The following is a 14,178-nucleotide window of genomic DNA, read 5'->3' as shown; positions in this document are numbered from 1 at the left end:
GTTGTGTAACTATTCATGAGAATGTTTGTGATTTAATGAGTTTAACCATGAAAAACACGACGATTCCCCTCATAGGCGTTTCATGCTTGCTTCTGGCCGGCTGCACCGGCTCGTATTCAAAGATGCGTGACGCCGTAAACCAGGCTCCGGACTGGTATGAGACCCGTCGTGCCGAAATTCGGGGTGAAGGGTATCCAAAGCTTTTTGAGGTCCCCACGATTGCAGAGGACGACCTGCCGGGCAAGACGCTGCCGGCATCTGCAGAACGTGTGAATGAACTCACGGCGGAATTCACGGCCAACGCGCGAGCGGAATTGCCGGCCAATGGGCCGGCCGAAATCGCAGCCGTTGGGACCGAGATCCGCCAGCAATTTGCCGGCCTGGACCTGTCCTCGAATTTTTTGACTGACGCCGAGATCACATCCATCAGGGAAAGCTTCAATGTCCCGCGCGTCACCCAAGGTCTGAAAGGCCAGAGATGAACACCGATTTTCACAAGATCCGTCGCCTGCCACCGTATGTGTTTGAGCAGGTGAACCGGGCTAAAGCGGCTTTGCGCGCTGAGGGCGCTGACATTATCGACCTCGGCATGGGCAACCCCGATCTGCCAACACCAACGCACATTGTCGACAAGCTGGTCGAAACCGCGCGCAAGCCTGACGTTAACGGTTATTCCGCCTCGCGCGGCATTCCCGGCCTGCGCCGCGCGGTTACCGACTATTACAAGCGCCGCTTCGGCGTCACGCTCGACAGGAACAAGGAAGTCATCGTCACGCTCGGCTCGAAGGAAGGCTTCGCCAATCTGGCGCAGGCCATTTCCGCGCCCGGCGACGTGATCCTGTCGCCTGATCCGTCCTATCCGCTGCATTCCTTCGGCTTCATCATTGCCGGCGCGTCGATCCGCGCCGTGCCCGCGCCGTCGCCGGAGCAATACCTGCGCAACCTTGAAAAAGCGGTGAAACATTGCGTTCCGCCGCCGACCGCCATGGTGCTCTGCTACCCGTCAAACCCGACGGCGGACGTGTGTGACCTCGAATTCTACAAGGACGCAGTCAAGTTCGCGAAGAAGCATGATCTCTGGATCCTGTCCGACCTTGCCTACAATGAGATCTATTTCGAGGAGCCCACGCCTTCGATCCTGCAGGTCGACGGCGCGAAGGACATCGCGGTCGAGTTCACCACCATGTCCAAGACCTATTCCATGGCTGGCTGGCGCATGGGTTTTGTCGCGGGCAACGAGACGCTGATTGCCGCGCTCGCACGCGTCAAATCCTATCTCGATTACGGCGCCTATACGCCAATCCAGGTCGCAGCCGTGGCTGCGCTTGATGGCCCGCAGGACTGCGTCGAGGAATTCCGCCAGATCTACAAGCAGCGCCGCGACGTGCTGGTTGAGAGCTTTGGCCGGGCAGGGTGGGACATTCCCAGCCCCAAGGCCTCCATGTTCGCCTGGGCGCCCATTCCCGAGCCGTTCAAGGAGCTTGGCAGCCTCGAATTCTCGCTCATGCTGATGAACGAGGCCCATGTCGCGGTCGCGCCGGGTGCTGGCTTCGGTGAGCATGGCGACGGTCATGTCCGGATTGCGCTCGTCGAGAACGAGCAGCGCATCCGGCAGGCCGCACGGAATATCCGCAAGTTCATGTCCAGGCATGGCGTTAAGGAGCTGTCGGCCGCCGCAAGCTAAGCGGCGCCCGAACCTCAGTTCATCGCTGGAATTCCCCCCATAGGCCCTTCGCTTTTGCTGCCAACTGGTCTATCCACCGCCCGGTATCAAACGGAGGGCCAATCTTGGGGCCGCTGAAAATAGGCATCGCAGGTCTCGGCCATGTTGGCTGTGGATTGATTGAACTGGTCGAACGCCAGGACAAGCTTCGCTTGCCCGGTGTTGTCGAGATTACAGGCGTAAGCGCGCGCAGCCAAAGCCGTAACCGGCCGGTCGATACCGACAAGTATCGCTGGTTCGATGACGCGGCCACGCTCGCTGAAGACCCTGACGTCGACGTGTTCGTCGAACTGATTGGCGGGTCTGACGGCCCGGCCAAGTTCGCTGTCGAAAGCGCCCTCAAGGCTGGCAAGCACGTCATCACTGCCAACAAGGCCCTGATGGCCAAGCATGGCATGGCGCTCGCAGCCCTCGCTGAGGAAAAGGGCGTCGACCTCCTGTTCGAAGCCGCCGTCGCAGGCGGCATCCCGGTCGTGCGCGTGCTGCGTGACAGCCTCGCTGGCGTCGAGATCAAGCGCGTCGCGGGCATCCTGAATGGCACCTGCAACTACCTCACCACCAGCATGCTCGAAACCGGCCGGTCCTATGACGAGGTTCTCGAAGAGGCGCAGAAGCTCGGCTATGCCGAAGCTGACCCGACGCTGGACGTGTCCGGCATGGATGCTGCCCACAAGGCCGCCATCCTCTCGGCCATCGCCTTTTCCGCCGATCTCGACTTCTCAAAGGTCAAAGTCTCCGGCGTCGACGGCATCGACCTGCTCGACCTGAAACTGGCTGATCGTCTTGGCCTCCGCATCAAGCTGATCGCCGAAGGCTTGCTCACCGAGGACGGCGTCGTCTGCCGCGTCGAGCCGATGGCCTTGTCGGCCAATCATCCGCTCGCTCGCGTTAATGGCTCGCTCAACACGGTTCGCATCGAAGGCGATCCTGTCGGCGCCATCACGCTGACTGGTCCCGGGGCAGGCGCAGGCCCGACGGCCAGCGCCGTCATGGGCGATGTCGCCAAGCTTTTCCGTCCGGCCATCAGGCCGGCATTCGGCCGTGCCGAGCACCATGTTGCACGTCCGTTCGTGGCCGCAATGGGTGACGAGACATCAGCCTTCTTCCTGCGCGTTCGCCTGGCTGACCAGCCCGGCGCGCTCGCTGCGCTCACTGAAGCGCTGGCGGCCGAGGGGGTTTCGGTCAACCAGTTGCTTCAGGATTCTGCGGATGATTCCGGCGCCAGCCCGGTTGCCATTGTCACCCACAGGTGCCCGCGCTCCCACATGCAGGCCGCCCTCACGCGGCTTGGCAAACTAACAATGCTGATTGACGCGCCGCGCCTGATCCGTATCGAAACTGCAAGTTAAAGTGTGAAACACGCCGCGCTGACCATACAAGCAGTGCGTCTGGGGGCAATAAAACGATGAAAAACAACGTTCTTACGCCAAGTCTCGCAGACGCCATGGTCCGTGTGACCGAGCTTGCGGCCATCGCTGCCGCCAGCGAAGTCGGCCGCGGCGACGAGAAAAAGGCCGATGCTGCCGCTGTTGATGCGATGCGCACCGCCTTTAACGCTGTTGAATTCAAAGGTCGCGTCGTTATCGGCGAAGGCGAGCGCGACGAGGCGCCGATGCTCTATATCGGCGAGGAAGTCGGCACAGGCCGCGGCCCCGAGATCGATATTGCGCTGGACCCGCTTGAAGGCACGACGCTCACGGCAAAGGCCATGTCGAACGCGCTGGCCGTCCTTGCCATCGCCCCGCGCGGCGGCCTGCTTCACGCCCCCGATACGTATATGGACAAGGTCGCAATCGGCCCCGGCTATCCGGAAGGCATTATCAGCCTCGACGCGACGCCAGCCGAGAACATCACGGCCCTGGCAGAGTTCAAGGGTGTTCCCGTGTCCGAGATGACCGCCTGTGTGCTCGACCGCCCGCGCCATGAGGCCATCATCGCGGGCCTGCGTGAAGTGGGGTGCCGTATCGCCCTCATCACGGACGGCGACGTCGCAGGCGTCATCGCAACGACAGACCCGCAAACAGGCATCGACTTCTATGTCGGCTCCGGCGGCGCGCCTGAAGGCGTTCTGGCTGCAGCAGCCCTCAAATGCGTTGGGGGGCAGATGCTTGCGCGTCTCGTCTTCCGCAATGATGATGAAAAGAAACGCGCCACCCGCGTGGGCATCACTGATTTCGGACGCACCTATTCGCTGAACGAACTCGCATCCGGCGATACCGTCTTCTGCGCAACGGGCGTCACCAGTGGCAGCCTGCTGAGCGGCGTGAAGTATGCCGGTGGACGTGTCCACACGCACACGCTGGTGATGACCTCTGTTGATGGCATGGTCCGTCACGTCCGCTCCGACCGCAAGGTCTGACAAACGCGCTGCCAAGCCGGGTCACAGACCCCGCATTCTGCGCTAGGATGGGCATTCCGATTCTCTGAATGAGGAAGCCTGTTTCGCATGGCCCAAGCCGCTCACCAGTCCAGTCCCCACCTCTTCGAGGTCGACCAGTCGGCCTCAGGCCGCTTCTGGACGCTGGCTGATGCCGATGAGGCCCTCGTGCGCCGCCTTGCGCCAAGCGTGGGCAGCTCCGATCTGTTGGCCCGCCTCCTCGCCACGCGTGGCGTCGACCCGGCGCAGGCCGCGAGCTATCTCGCCCCCACGCTGCGCGACTATTTCCCCGATCCGTCCAGCTTTGCTGACATGGACAAGGCCGCAGGCATCATTCTTGACGCCATCCTGTCGAAGAAGCGCGTCACCGTGTTCGCGGACTATGACGTCGATGGCGGAACGTCCTCGGCCATCCTCGCGCGCTACTTCCGTGCCTGGGGACAAGACCTCGGCCTCTACGTGCCGGATCGTCTGGAAGAGGGCTATGGTCCATCGCCTGCCGCCTTCCGCCATCTGAAGGACACCGGCTCGGACCTCGTTATCACTGTCGACTGCGGCGGCGCGGCCGTTGATGCGCTCAATGAGGCTGAAGCCATCGGCCTGCCGGTCGTCGTCATCGACCACCACCTCATGTCGGCTGTGCTCCCGCCCTCGGCCGCCCTCGTCAATCCGAACCGCCTTGACGACACATCCGGTTGCGGCCACCTTGCGGCGGCAGGCGTCGTCTTCGTCTTCGTTGCAGCGCTGAACCGCCTCGCCCGCGAACGCGGCCTCGCGCCAGCCGACGGCTTGCCGGACATCATGCCCTTCCTCGACCTCTGTGCGCTCGGCACGCTTTGCGACATGGCGCCTCTTCATGGCGTCAACCGTGCCTTCGTACGGCAGGGGCTCACCATCATGGCCCGCGACCAGAACCCCGGCCTGCGCGCGCTTGCCGATGTCGCCGGCATCGGCAAGACCGAGACCGTCTACCACGCGACATTCATGCTCGGGCCCCGCCTTAACGCTGGCGGCCGCGTGGGCGACCCATGGATCGCCGCCAAGCTGCTCGCCACGGATGACCGGCAGGAAGCGATTGAACTGGCTGAGCGCCTCCACGCCCTCAATGAAGAGCGCAAGGAAGTCGAAAGCGCCATCCTCGACCTCGCCATGGCGCAGGCCGAACAGGCGCTGGCCCGCAATCCTGATCGCGGCATCCTCATCGCCAGCGGCGAAGGCTGGCATCCGGGCGTCATCGGCATCGTCGCCGGTCGCCTGAAGGAACGCTACCACCTGCCCAGCATCGTCATTGGTTGGGGGGAGGGGCTCGGCCCTGTCGCCAAGGGCTCCGGCCGATCGGTTAAGGGCGTCAATATCGGCGACGCCATCTCGATGGCTGCGCGCGAGGGGATCATCCTCTCCGGCGGCGGCCACGCCATGGCCGGTGGCCTCAGCCTCGATCCGGATCAGGTCCAGGCTTTCGATGACTGGATGGTCGCGCACATGGCGCAGTTCTCGGCTGAGCGCACAGCCGCGCTCGAACTTGCCATCGATGCCGTGCTCGCCCCCGGCGCTGCCAGCCCGGCGCTTGTTGACCAGATCGCGCAGATCGGCCCGTTCGGCATTGGCTCGCCCGAGCCGGTGTTCGCGCTGAAATCCGTTCATGTCACAGGCGTGCGGCAGGTCGGCGTCAATCACTTGCGTTTCATCGCCGAAGATGCCGGTGGCCGGATCGAATGTATCGCTTGGCGCGCTGCCGATACGCCCATGGGCGATGTGCTGCGAAACGGCGCGCGTGTACACATCGCGGGCAAACTCAAAGCCGATGAGTGGAATGGCCGCCGCAGAGTCCAGCTGGACGTTGCTGACGTGGCGGCCGACTGAATATTCTGCATAATACCCCTCAAAGACGGGTTGCTCTCGTCCGAAACAGCCGCTATATCGCCTCTTCTTCAAACCGGTGCGGTCCCTTCGTCTATCGGTTAGGACGTCAGGTTTTCAACCTGAAAAGAGGGGTTCGACTCCCCTAGGGACTGCCAGGTTTTTTTCATCCGACAATCAATGGCTTAAATCCACAAATGCCGATGTTCCCGGCATTTGTTGTGAAGATCGCGTGACAAGAGCGTCATCACATTTTAGGTTGCGTCCTTGGGGAATTTGGGTTGATGGCGAAAGCAGTGGCGACATCCGAATCAGATATGCCTGCGGCTGAGCCCGTGGTGCGGGTGATCGGCCGCGTTAAGTGGTTCGACAGCGCCAAAGGCTATGGCTTTATCGTCGCAGATTCCACGTCGGACGCTGCGCTGACGGGCGACGTGATGCTGCATGTGTCGTGCCTGCGCGACTATGGCGAAACCTATGCCGACGAAGACGCCCGCATCGTTTGTGACGCGGTGCAGCGCGAGCGCGGATGGCAGACCGCCCACATCATCGAGATGGAGCGTCCGCGTGCCGTTATTGCCCGAGAGAAGGGCGTCGACTTCGAGTACACGGCCGTTACGCTGAAATGGTTCAACCGCACCCGCGGCTATGGCTTCGTCCAGCGCGACGGTATCGAGATCGACATCTTCGTCCACGCCGTGGCGCTGCGCCAGGCTGGCTATGAGGATATCGAGCCCGGCACCCGGATCGAGGTCGTTCTCGGCAAAGGCTCGAAGGGCGAAAATGTCACGCTCGTGAAGCCACGTCAGGGCTGAGCGCCAAACAGCCAAGAGCGCTTGCTCCGCCTCGCATGCGCGGCTAAACCAACGCGCATGACCCGTTTAATTGCCAGTCTTTTTGCCGCCGCCTTTTTCCTCGTTCAGGGCGCTTTCGCCCAGCTGGAGACGGGCCCGCTCGCCATTGATACTGGCGACTCCGTCCACAAGTTCACGGTTGAGCTGGCCAATGATCCGGAAGAGATCCGCGTCGGCTTGATGAACCGCCCCGAAATGGCGCCCAATGCCGGCATGCTGTTCGATCTGGGAGAACCGCGTGAGGCTACATTCTGGATGAAGAACACGCTCATCCCGCTCGACATGCTGTTTCTGGATACTGACGGCAAGATCATCGCCATTGCTCGCAATGCTGTTCCAGGTTCGCTGCGATCCATCGGCCCCGGCGTTCCGGTCAAGGCCGTGCTGGAGCTGAATGGTGGCCGCTCCGAGGCACTTGGCATCGAGCCGGGCGATGTGGTCGAGCACGCGGTGTTCGGCAATCTCGCGCAATGATCTGCGCGGCCTCATGAAGCCGCCTCCAGCTGGCTTCGCGGCCAATCCTTCACGCGGCAAGTTCACCCTGCACAATGGCCCCACCTTCAGGGCCAGCGCAGAAGGCGACATGCGCACCGGCATGTGGGTCCTCGACCGCCACTGCAACGGCATGGGCTTCATGCATGGCGGCATGACCTGCGCCTTCTCCGACAGCGCTCTGGCTTGGGCTGTGTGGACTGTCACGGGGCGCATGTCCGTCACCCTGAAGCTCACCCTCGAATTCATGGACATCGTGCCCGAGGGCACATGGCTCGAAGCGCATCCGGAAGTGACGGCTGTTGATGGCGATATCGTCCACGTCACAGCCCGCCTGCTAAAGGAAGACGGCCATATCGCTGCCCGCGCCGATGCGGTGTTCCGATCCCTGCGGCGGCGCACCACATGAGGCAGGTTGGCGCGCGACAACAGTAATCGCGCATATATCCCAGAACTGTGTTATCCCGGCTCTAAATGAAGTTGCCGTAGGGATACCCGACCAATGGATTTTGACGCTCTACTCTTATCGCGCATCCAGTTCGCGTTCGTCATTGCCTTCCACATCATGTTTCCAGCGTTCACGATCGGCCTCGCGGCCTTTCTCGCCGTTTGCGAGGGCCTGTGGCTGAAGACGGGCCATGAAGCGTTCAAGCGACTCTACCTTCACTGGGTGAAGATCTTCGCGCTGGCCTTCGCCATGGGCGTCGTCTCCGGCGTCGTCATGAGCTACCAGTTCGGCACCAACTGGAGCGTCTTCTCCGAGATCGCCGGCAGCGTCATCGGTCCGCTCCTTGGTTATGAAGTGCTGACAGCCTTCTTCCTTGAGGCAACCTTCCTGGGCGTCATGCTGTTCGGCTGGAACAAGGTCGGCCGCAAGCTTCACTTCGTCGCCACTTGCGCCGTCGCCATCGGCACCACGATTTCCGCCTTCTGGATCATCTCGGCCAATAGCTGGATGCAGACGCCGCAGGGTTTCGCCGTCGATCCGGCCACGGGCAACTTCTACGCCACCGACTGGATGAAGGTCATCTTCACGCCCAGCTTCCCGTCGCGCCTCGCCCACATGCTTATCGCCGCCTACATCACCACAGCGGCTGTCGTCCTCGCGGCCGGTGCCTGGCAGGTGCTCCGAGGACGCGTCACCAAGCCGACACGCTGGCAGATGCGCATGGCGTCCGGCACGCTCGCCATCCTTCTGCCCCTGCAGATCATGCTCGGCCACGAGTCGGGCCTCATCGCGCATGAGTATCAGCCTGCAAAGATCGCCGCCGCCGAAGGTTGGTGCGAAACCGCGCCCATTCAGGGCACCATGCTGATCGCCTGGCCGGCAGACAATGCCTGTGGCCATGCCGGCATCACCATTCCCGGCACCAGCCCCTACCTTTTCGCAGGCACGCCCGAGGGCGAAGACCTGAAAGGCCTCGACCAGTTTGCGCCGGAAGATACGCCGCCCATCTGGCTCGTCTTCTACGGCTTCCGCATCATGGTTGGCGCGGGCCTTGCGATGCTCGGGCTTGGCCTTTGGGGCTGTTTCCTCTGGTGGCGTGGCCGTCTGGACGAAAAGGGCCTGTTCCACTGGGCCGCCGTTCCCGGCGGCGCGCTTGGCTTCATCGCCGTCATCACCGGCTGGATTGTCGCGGAAGTCGGTCGCCAGCCCTACACCGTGTATGGCCACCTGCGAACGGTCGACAGCGTCTCGCCTGTCTCCACCGCGCAGGTCGCCACATCGCTCCTCGTCTTCATGGTCACCTATGCGATCATCTTCACCGCCGGCACGGTCTACATGGCCCGTATCGCCACCCGCGGCTTTGACGATGATCCGAAGGGACCGAAGGAAGCCCGCCGTCCGCCCGGTTCGCCAATGGGTGCCGTCGACGAACCCGCCGAAACCGGCGAAGACATTGTCGCAGCGGACTAGGAGAGACCCATGACACTCGACCTTCCTCTGATCTGGGGCCTCATCCTCGCCATTGGCGTCTTCATGTACGTCCTGCTCGACGGGTTCGACCTCGGCGTCGGCATGCTCACCTTTCATGCCCGCTCCGACGAAGAGCGCAACATGATGACCGCCACGATCGAACCCGTCTGGGACGGCAACGAAACCTGGCTGATCATCGGCGGCGGCGGCCTCTTCGCTGCCTTTCCCAAGGCCTATGGCATCATCATGCCGGCGTTTTACCTGCCGGTGCTGATCATGCTCGCGGCGCTTATCTTCCGCGGTGTGGCGTTCGAGTTCCGGCACAAGGCTGTACGCAAGCCCACGCGTGTCTTCTGGAACAGCGCGTTCTTCGGCGGATCGGCCACGGCCGCATTCGCGCAGGGCCTCATGCTTGGCGGCATGATCCAGGGCATCAATGTCGAGGGCGGCGCCTTTGCTGGCGGTGCGTTCGACTGGCTTACGCCTTTCTCTATCCTGGTCGGCGTCTCTGTGGTGATCGGTTACCTGCTGCTGGGGTCCTGCTGGCTGGTGCTGAAGACCGAAGGCGAACTCTACAACCGGGCCCGCAACTGGGCGCGCATGTCTCTGGTGGGTGTGGCGATTGCCTTTCTGGCCGTTAGCCTGGCCACACTGGCCATCGATCCGTCGGTCGGCGCGCGCTGGGGCTTCACCATGACCAGCATCGACTTCGCGCGTCTCCTGCCTCTTTCGCCAGCGCCCATTGCGGGCATGGCACTTTGCGCCTGGCTCTGGCGTGATCTTTCAATGAAACCGGGGCCCAATGCGGCGCCAGACTGGCGCCCCTACCTGCTGGCCGTCGGCGTGTTCCTCAGTGGCTATATCGGTCTCGGCGTCAGCCTCTACCCGTATATTGTTCCCTTCGAGTACACGATCTGGGATGCGGCTGCGCGTGACAATGCCCTTGGCTTCATGCTCGTCGGGGCAGGGATCATGCTGCCGATCATCCTGCTGTACACGGCCTATGTGTATTCACTTTTCTGGGGCAAGGTGAAGCCCGGGGACGGCTACCATGGCTGATCCCGTCTTCCGCCCGACCGAGCCGCTGCCAGACGATCAGCCCGAAGGCCCGCTTTTCAAGCGGCTCGGCTGGTTCGTCGGGATCGCGATCATCTCCATGCTTGCTGTCGCAGCCGTCGCCTATCTGCTGCGAACGCTGCTATTCCTGTAAAATAGCACAAGGCCATATCGGCAAGGCCCGTGATTTCGCCCTTGCCTGAACCGCGTTCGCCCGCTCTCATGGTGGCAGGTCATCCTGATCGAGCGGGATGAAGGGGGGGAGAGCGATCACATGCTGGGAAGACGTGCTAGCCACCAAGGCGTCGGAGATGTCGCTCCATTCAGACGCTTGCTGAAGGGGCTGATTGTGGTTTTGGCCGCCTCGGCAATCGCCGCTTCAGTCAATCCTGTCCGGGCGCAGGCAGCGCATTGGCCCACCACGGAGTTTACGGTCGTTCTCCATGATCATCGTCAGACGGCGGTTGATAGTGCCATCGCGGCCCTCGGTAACCAGACGGGCCTTTATGAAGAGGCACTCCAGCCTCACATCGTCCAGATCGAAACTTACCTTCACGAAGTCGCGCTTGAGTACCAGGCCATGGGCTTCAAAGCCCCCGCGCTGCCCATCTCGGCGCGGCGCTACGAGGTCAATCTCTATCCCTTCGAGGAAGGGTTTGATGCACCTGCGCGCGTCGCGCGTGCAAACCCGACCCATCTTGAAGTCGACGTCGATGCCGTGATCAATTGGGGCAAATGGGACAAACGCCTCTATGAGCATCTGGCGCATGAACTCTTCCATGCCGTTCAGGCGGCCTATGACCATAATGACGACGACCTGGGCGGTTTTTTCAACGAGGGAACTGCGCAGGCTGTCGGTGTCGACATGGCGTACAGGCTTCGCGGGGAGGAACCATCGCGCTCCGGTTCAGGCCGCTGGGCGGCTCGGCGGTATGATGTATCGCTGCTCAAGCCCGTCGACAGGAACGATACTTACGCAACGGCTTCCTTCTGGCGCTATCTCGGGGAGGAAGTCACCGCGTCCGCCAAGCAACAAAATGCGAGCATCCATGAGATACCCGCCAACTATCGCTACCTTCATGAGATGATGCTCGAGCCGCTGAACTCCGGCAGCGACAAGGCCGTCCTGCAGTGGCTCAACAGTGGGCTGCTGAAAAGCATCAAACAGCCCCTCGACCGGGAATATGCATTCTTCCTCTCCACTTTCGCCGGGTATGGCGAAGGACGATACACGAGCGAGAAAAATACGCCGCAGAAGATCAAAGCCATCATGCAGGACAAACTGTTCAATAAGTGTACCGAACTGCCGCTTGAAGGGCCTCAATCAGGCGTGGCGATCCCACTGAAGATCGACGCCCTTGCAGGCAAGTGTATCAGGATTGCAGATGGTGATGCGAGCCGGCCGGGGCCCGTCCAAATGGTCATCCAGGTTGAGGCGGACTCTGCACGCGAATTGAACCAACTATGGATGGGTGCAGCCGGTGCCCAGAAAACGTCACGTCGTCTGCAGGCGTCTGGCATGACAGAAATGGGCCGCCACTTTGCCCTGTGGCAGGTGGATTTGTTGCCCGATGAGCAGATGTCCCTCATCGTCACAAACATGGATGCCGCCCCTTGGGAGACGAAAAGCTTCACGGGCCAGCTTTCAATCACCACCACAGCGGCAAAAGTGGACAGCACGTTTGTCGGTCCGTTGCCGGCTGCGCCCGCCCGCGGTGCGACCAAGACAGGCACATCAAGAAACAAGCAGGCTGCCCGGGAGCTGACTTTCAACGGCTCCGAAGCCACCAAGGTCGTAATCGATGCGGACAATCGCGCGGTTCGCATTTCGATACGCGCCACGCCTGACATTCTCAACGTATTGGCCGGGGTCAATGCTGAGGGCGGTGCAATGGAACAGATACTCACCGCCGGGGAGATATTGAACGAGACGCTTGGCGATATGAACGGGACATTCTTCAGCTTGTCGGCATTGGAAAAGAGCACGCCCGGCACGGCCATAGACATTGCCGTTCCATTCTTTGACTACGGCTTCACGGGAACAATCCCTGGTGCGCGTATCTCGACGAATGGCTACGATGGCGGTGAGTTCCATGCCGTCGGACCGACCGATTCCCTGCCGGGTGGTCAGCGTGAGTTCAGGCCGTCAGGAACGGTGACAATCATCCACTATTCGCCGACCCTGCTCGAAGGCCGCTTTGTCGCTGATTTTACAGATCCAGATTCGCTAACCCCGAAGCAGATGCAGGAATCGCAACCCACCCTCGACATTATCGGAAACCTGCAGGGCTATTTCCGGATCGCGGCCCCCTGGAAGGAAGACAGCCGCTACGAACCCGATGAATCCGTCACGCCGCTGTCTGACTTGCGGTCAGATATCATGGCAAGAATGCCCCAGGGCCAAGAAGACATTGTCGATGCCGTCATGGCCGCCGCAGAGGCCGCCAGGCAGACCGGAGACGCTCCAGACATGTCGGCGATTGCGGCCTCACAGGGGGCGCCACGTGCCGCCTGTGACTGCTCCTGTTCCGGCATGCGCAAACTGGAAGCCATGGGAGAGGCCGTCGATCAGGCCAGTCGCGCACCAACGCCCGCTGAACTGGCAATGGCCAAGTGCGGACTCACATGCATGGCAGAGTATCAGCGCTGCGAGTAAGCCCGCCGAAGCGCTATGCCGGTTGTGCGGACGTGCGCTAAAACAGGCGCCGGGCCTCCATCCACTCCGTTACTTCCTTGACCGCCTTTGGCAGCAGGTCAGGACGTTCGATATAGTAATGGTCGGCGTCCTTGATCGTCACCATCTGCTTGTCTTCCGAGCCGACGGCCTCGAACAGGCGCTTCGCATGGCTTGGCGTGCAGGCCAAGTCGGCTGAGTTGCTGATGACGAGCACAGGGCAGGAGACGCGCGAGGCATTGCCCGTGCCGTCCGCCCGACTCTTGTCATAGCTCCACTGCGACAGCCATGAGCGCAGTGTGGTGAAACGCCCTAGACCGACCGGTCCGTCATTGGCAATGCGCGGATCGCCGAGGTAACACGTGCCGGGCTTCCTGTCCGACGGGTCCTGCGTCGGGTCCAGCCAGCGCACATCGCTCATCGTCCCCTGCACCACGAAGCACCGCTCAGCGTCCGGGTCATCGCTCGCCTTGATGGCCGCCAGTTGCGTTAGCACGCGGTCGGTGATGCGCCGGTTGCGCGCCACCTGAGCTGCCCGGAACAGTGTCACGAACTCATGGGAATAGGGCGGTTGGTTTGGGCAGTCCGCGTCATAGATGTTCAGTTCCCTGTCGCGTTCGAACGGCTTGTCCTCGTCAAGGATCGACGGGTCGATCCATTCCGTCATCGTGTGCGACCGGCTGATATGCGCCGCCAGCAGCAGGATGGCATCGGCCGGGATCAGGCCCGCGCCTGCAATGTCCACCGCATCGCCTGCGGGCGTTTCCGTGATGGTCGGGTTCTCGGCCTGGTCCTGATAGAACAGCGACAGTGATCCGCCGCCAGACCAGCCACCCAGCACAATTTTCTCATATCCAAAGCGCTTCTTCGCATCTGCAATACAGGCGCCAAGGTCCAGCACGCATTTCTCCATGATCAGCGCCGTGTCATTGCCGCGATAGCGCGGGTTGCAATAAATCACGTGATGGCCTTCGCGGGCGAGCGCTGTCACCAGCGGCAGGAAGCTGCCCCCGCCAATCGGGTGGCTGAACAGGATGACAGTTTTCGACTCCACATCATCCGGCCGGATGCGCATGCACTCCACGAAAACCTGCCCCGCCGGGCCGCCATACGTCTCTTTCAGCCGCCCCGAATCTGCGTGCACAAACCCGTAGGGTTCCCTTGCGATAGCCATCTGCGTGTTTCCTTGCCCTTGTTTAATGGGATGGTCCGCCCCGTCTCCTC

General features: G+C 61.8%; 13 protein-coding genes and 1 tRNA gene. 13 read left to right on the top strand and 1 reads right to left on the bottom strand.

The features are described 5' to 3' along the window. The first annotated feature begins 47 nt into the window (after positions 1 to 47). The 13 genes from HOC_RS07320 (at position 48) to HOC_RS07265 (ending at position 12,936) form a co-directional block, all read left to right on the top strand. Positions 48 to 482, top strand: coding sequence for a hypothetical protein (locus HOC_RS07320; protein ID WP_035537153.1), 435 nt, complete (start codon positions 48 to 50; stop codon positions 480 to 482). After that, positions 479 to 1,684: an LL-diaminopimelate aminotransferase gene (locus tag HOC_RS07315; protein ID WP_035537152.1), complete on the top strand. Its 1,206-nt coding sequence runs from the start codon at positions 479 to 481 to the stop codon at positions 1,682 to 1,684. Before HOC_RS07320 ends, HOC_RS07315 begins: the two co-directional genes overlap by 4 nt. A gap of 104 nt (positions 1,685 to 1,788) precedes the next feature. Next, the gene (locus tag HOC_RS07310; RefSeq protein ID WP_051624623.1) at positions 1,789 to 3,072 is read left to right on the top strand and encodes a homoserine dehydrogenase; all 1,284 of its coding nucleotides are present in this window, start codon (positions 1,789 to 1,791) and stop codon (positions 3,070 to 3,072) included. Positions 3,073 to 3,128: 56 nt separating this feature from the next. Then, a complete protein-coding gene (gene glpX / locus HOC_RS07305; protein ID WP_035537150.1) occupies positions 3,129 to 4,082 on the top strand; it encodes a class II fructose-bisphosphatase in 954 nt (317 codons plus the stop codon). A gap of 87 nt (positions 4,083 to 4,169) precedes the next feature. Continuing rightward, on the top strand, positions 4,170 to 5,963 hold the full coding sequence (recJ, locus tag HOC_RS07300; protein ID WP_035537149.1) for a single-stranded-DNA-specific exonuclease RecJ: 1,794 nt from the start codon (positions 4,170 to 4,172) through the stop codon (positions 5,961 to 5,963). Between the two features lie 80 nt (positions 5,964 to 6,043). Continuing rightward, positions 6,044 to 6,118, top strand: a tRNA-Glu gene (locus HOC_RS07295). 126 nt (positions 6,119 to 6,244) lie between these two features. Beyond that, a complete protein-coding gene (locus tag HOC_RS07290) occupies positions 6,245 to 6,775 on the top strand; it encodes a cold-shock protein (RefSeq protein WP_051624622.1) in 531 nt (176 codons plus the stop codon). Positions 6,776 to 6,832: 57 nt separating this feature from the next. After that, positions 6,833 to 7,288 (top strand): DUF192 domain-containing protein, encoded by a 456-nt coding sequence (locus HOC_RS07285; protein ID WP_035537148.1) that lies wholly within the window; start codon positions 6,833 to 6,835, stop codon positions 7,286 to 7,288. A gap of 13 nt (positions 7,289 to 7,301) precedes the next feature. Then, positions 7,302 to 7,715 (top strand): PaaI family thioesterase, encoded by a 414-nt coding sequence (locus tag HOC_RS07280; RefSeq protein WP_035537147.1) that lies wholly within the window; start codon positions 7,302 to 7,304, stop codon positions 7,713 to 7,715. Between the two features lie 93 nt (positions 7,716 to 7,808). Next, complete coding sequence (locus HOC_RS07275) at positions 7,809 to 9,224, top strand: cytochrome ubiquinol oxidase subunit I (RefSeq protein ID WP_035537146.1); 1,416 nt, start codon at positions 7,809 to 7,811, stop codon at positions 9,222 to 9,224. 9 nt (positions 9,225 to 9,233) lie between these two features. Beyond that, positions 9,234 to 10,283, top strand: a complete 1,050-nt coding sequence (cydB, locus tag HOC_RS07270) for a cytochrome d ubiquinol oxidase subunit II (RefSeq protein ID WP_035537145.1) — start codon at positions 9,234 to 9,236, stop codon at positions 10,281 to 10,283. Continuing rightward, entirely contained in the window at positions 10,276 to 10,434 is a 159-nt protein-coding gene (locus HOC_RS21730; protein WP_084146196.1) for a DUF2474 family protein, read from the top strand. The genes cydB and HOC_RS21730 overlap by 8 nt, the downstream gene beginning before the upstream one ends. 120 nt (positions 10,435 to 10,554) lie before the next feature. After that, the gene (locus HOC_RS07265; protein WP_156950415.1) at positions 10,555 to 12,936 is read left to right on the top strand and encodes a hypothetical protein; all 2,382 of its coding nucleotides are present in this window, start codon (positions 10,555 to 10,557) and stop codon (positions 12,934 to 12,936) included. A gap of 37 nt (positions 12,937 to 12,973) precedes the next feature. Here HOC_RS07265 and HOC_RS07260 read toward each other — a convergent pair whose 3' ends face one another. Next, positions 12,974 to 14,128, bottom strand: coding sequence for an alpha/beta hydrolase family protein (locus tag HOC_RS07260; RefSeq protein ID WP_035537143.1), 1,155 nt, complete (start codon positions 14,126 to 14,128; stop codon positions 12,974 to 12,976). Between the last annotated feature and the right edge of the window lie 50 nt (positions 14,129 to 14,178).

Origin of the sequence: Hyphomonas oceanitis SCH89 (genome assembly GCF_000685295.1) — a bacterium.
Classification (GTDB): domain Bacteria; phylum Pseudomonadota; class Alphaproteobacteria; order Caulobacterales; family Hyphomonadaceae; genus Hyphomonas; species Hyphomonas oceanitis.
This window is presented reverse-complemented; position numbering and strand designations above follow the sequence as displayed.

What these genes read in the sequence shown, in the direction of transcription:
- HOC_RS07320 (WP_035537153.1), top strand. Translation starts at nt 48, where the DNA reads ATGAAAAACACGACGATTCCCCTCATAGGCGTTTCATGCTTGCTTCTG.
- HOC_RS07315 (WP_035537152.1), top strand. Translation starts at nt 479, where the DNA reads ATGAACACCGATTTTCACAAGATCCGTCGCCTGCCACCGTATGTGTTT.
- glpX (WP_035537150.1), top strand. Translation starts at nt 3,129, where the DNA reads ATGAAAAACAACGTTCTTACGCCAAGTCTCGCAGACGCCATGGTCCGT.
- recJ (WP_035537149.1), top strand. Translation starts at nt 4,170, where the DNA reads ATGGCCCAAGCCGCTCACCAGTCCAGTCCCCACCTCTTCGAGGTCGAC.
- HOC_RS07290 (WP_051624622.1), top strand. Translation starts at nt 6,245, where the DNA reads ATGGCGAAAGCAGTGGCGACATCCGAATCAGATATGCCTGCGGCTGAG.
- HOC_RS07285 (WP_035537148.1), top strand. Translation starts at nt 6,833, where the DNA reads ATGACCCGTTTAATTGCCAGTCTTTTTGCCGCCGCCTTTTTCCTCGTT.
- HOC_RS07280 (WP_035537147.1), top strand. Translation starts at nt 7,302, where the DNA reads ATGAAGCCGCCTCCAGCTGGCTTCGCGGCCAATCCTTCACGCGGCAAG.
- HOC_RS07275 (WP_035537146.1), top strand. Translation starts at nt 7,809, where the DNA reads ATGGATTTTGACGCTCTACTCTTATCGCGCATCCAGTTCGCGTTCGTC.
- cydB (WP_035537145.1), top strand. Translation starts at nt 9,234, where the DNA reads ATGACACTCGACCTTCCTCTGATCTGGGGCCTCATCCTCGCCATTGGC.
- HOC_RS21730 (WP_084146196.1), top strand. Translation starts at nt 10,276, where the DNA reads ATGGCTGATCCCGTCTTCCGCCCGACCGAGCCGCTGCCAGACGATCAG.
- HOC_RS07265 (WP_156950415.1), top strand. Translation starts at nt 10,555, where the DNA reads ATGCTGGGAAGACGTGCTAGCCACCAAGGCGTCGGAGATGTCGCTCCA.
- HOC_RS07260 (WP_035537143.1), bottom strand. Translation starts at nt 14,128, where the DNA reads ATGGCTATCGCAAGGGAACCCTACGGGTTTGTGCACGCAGATTCGGGG.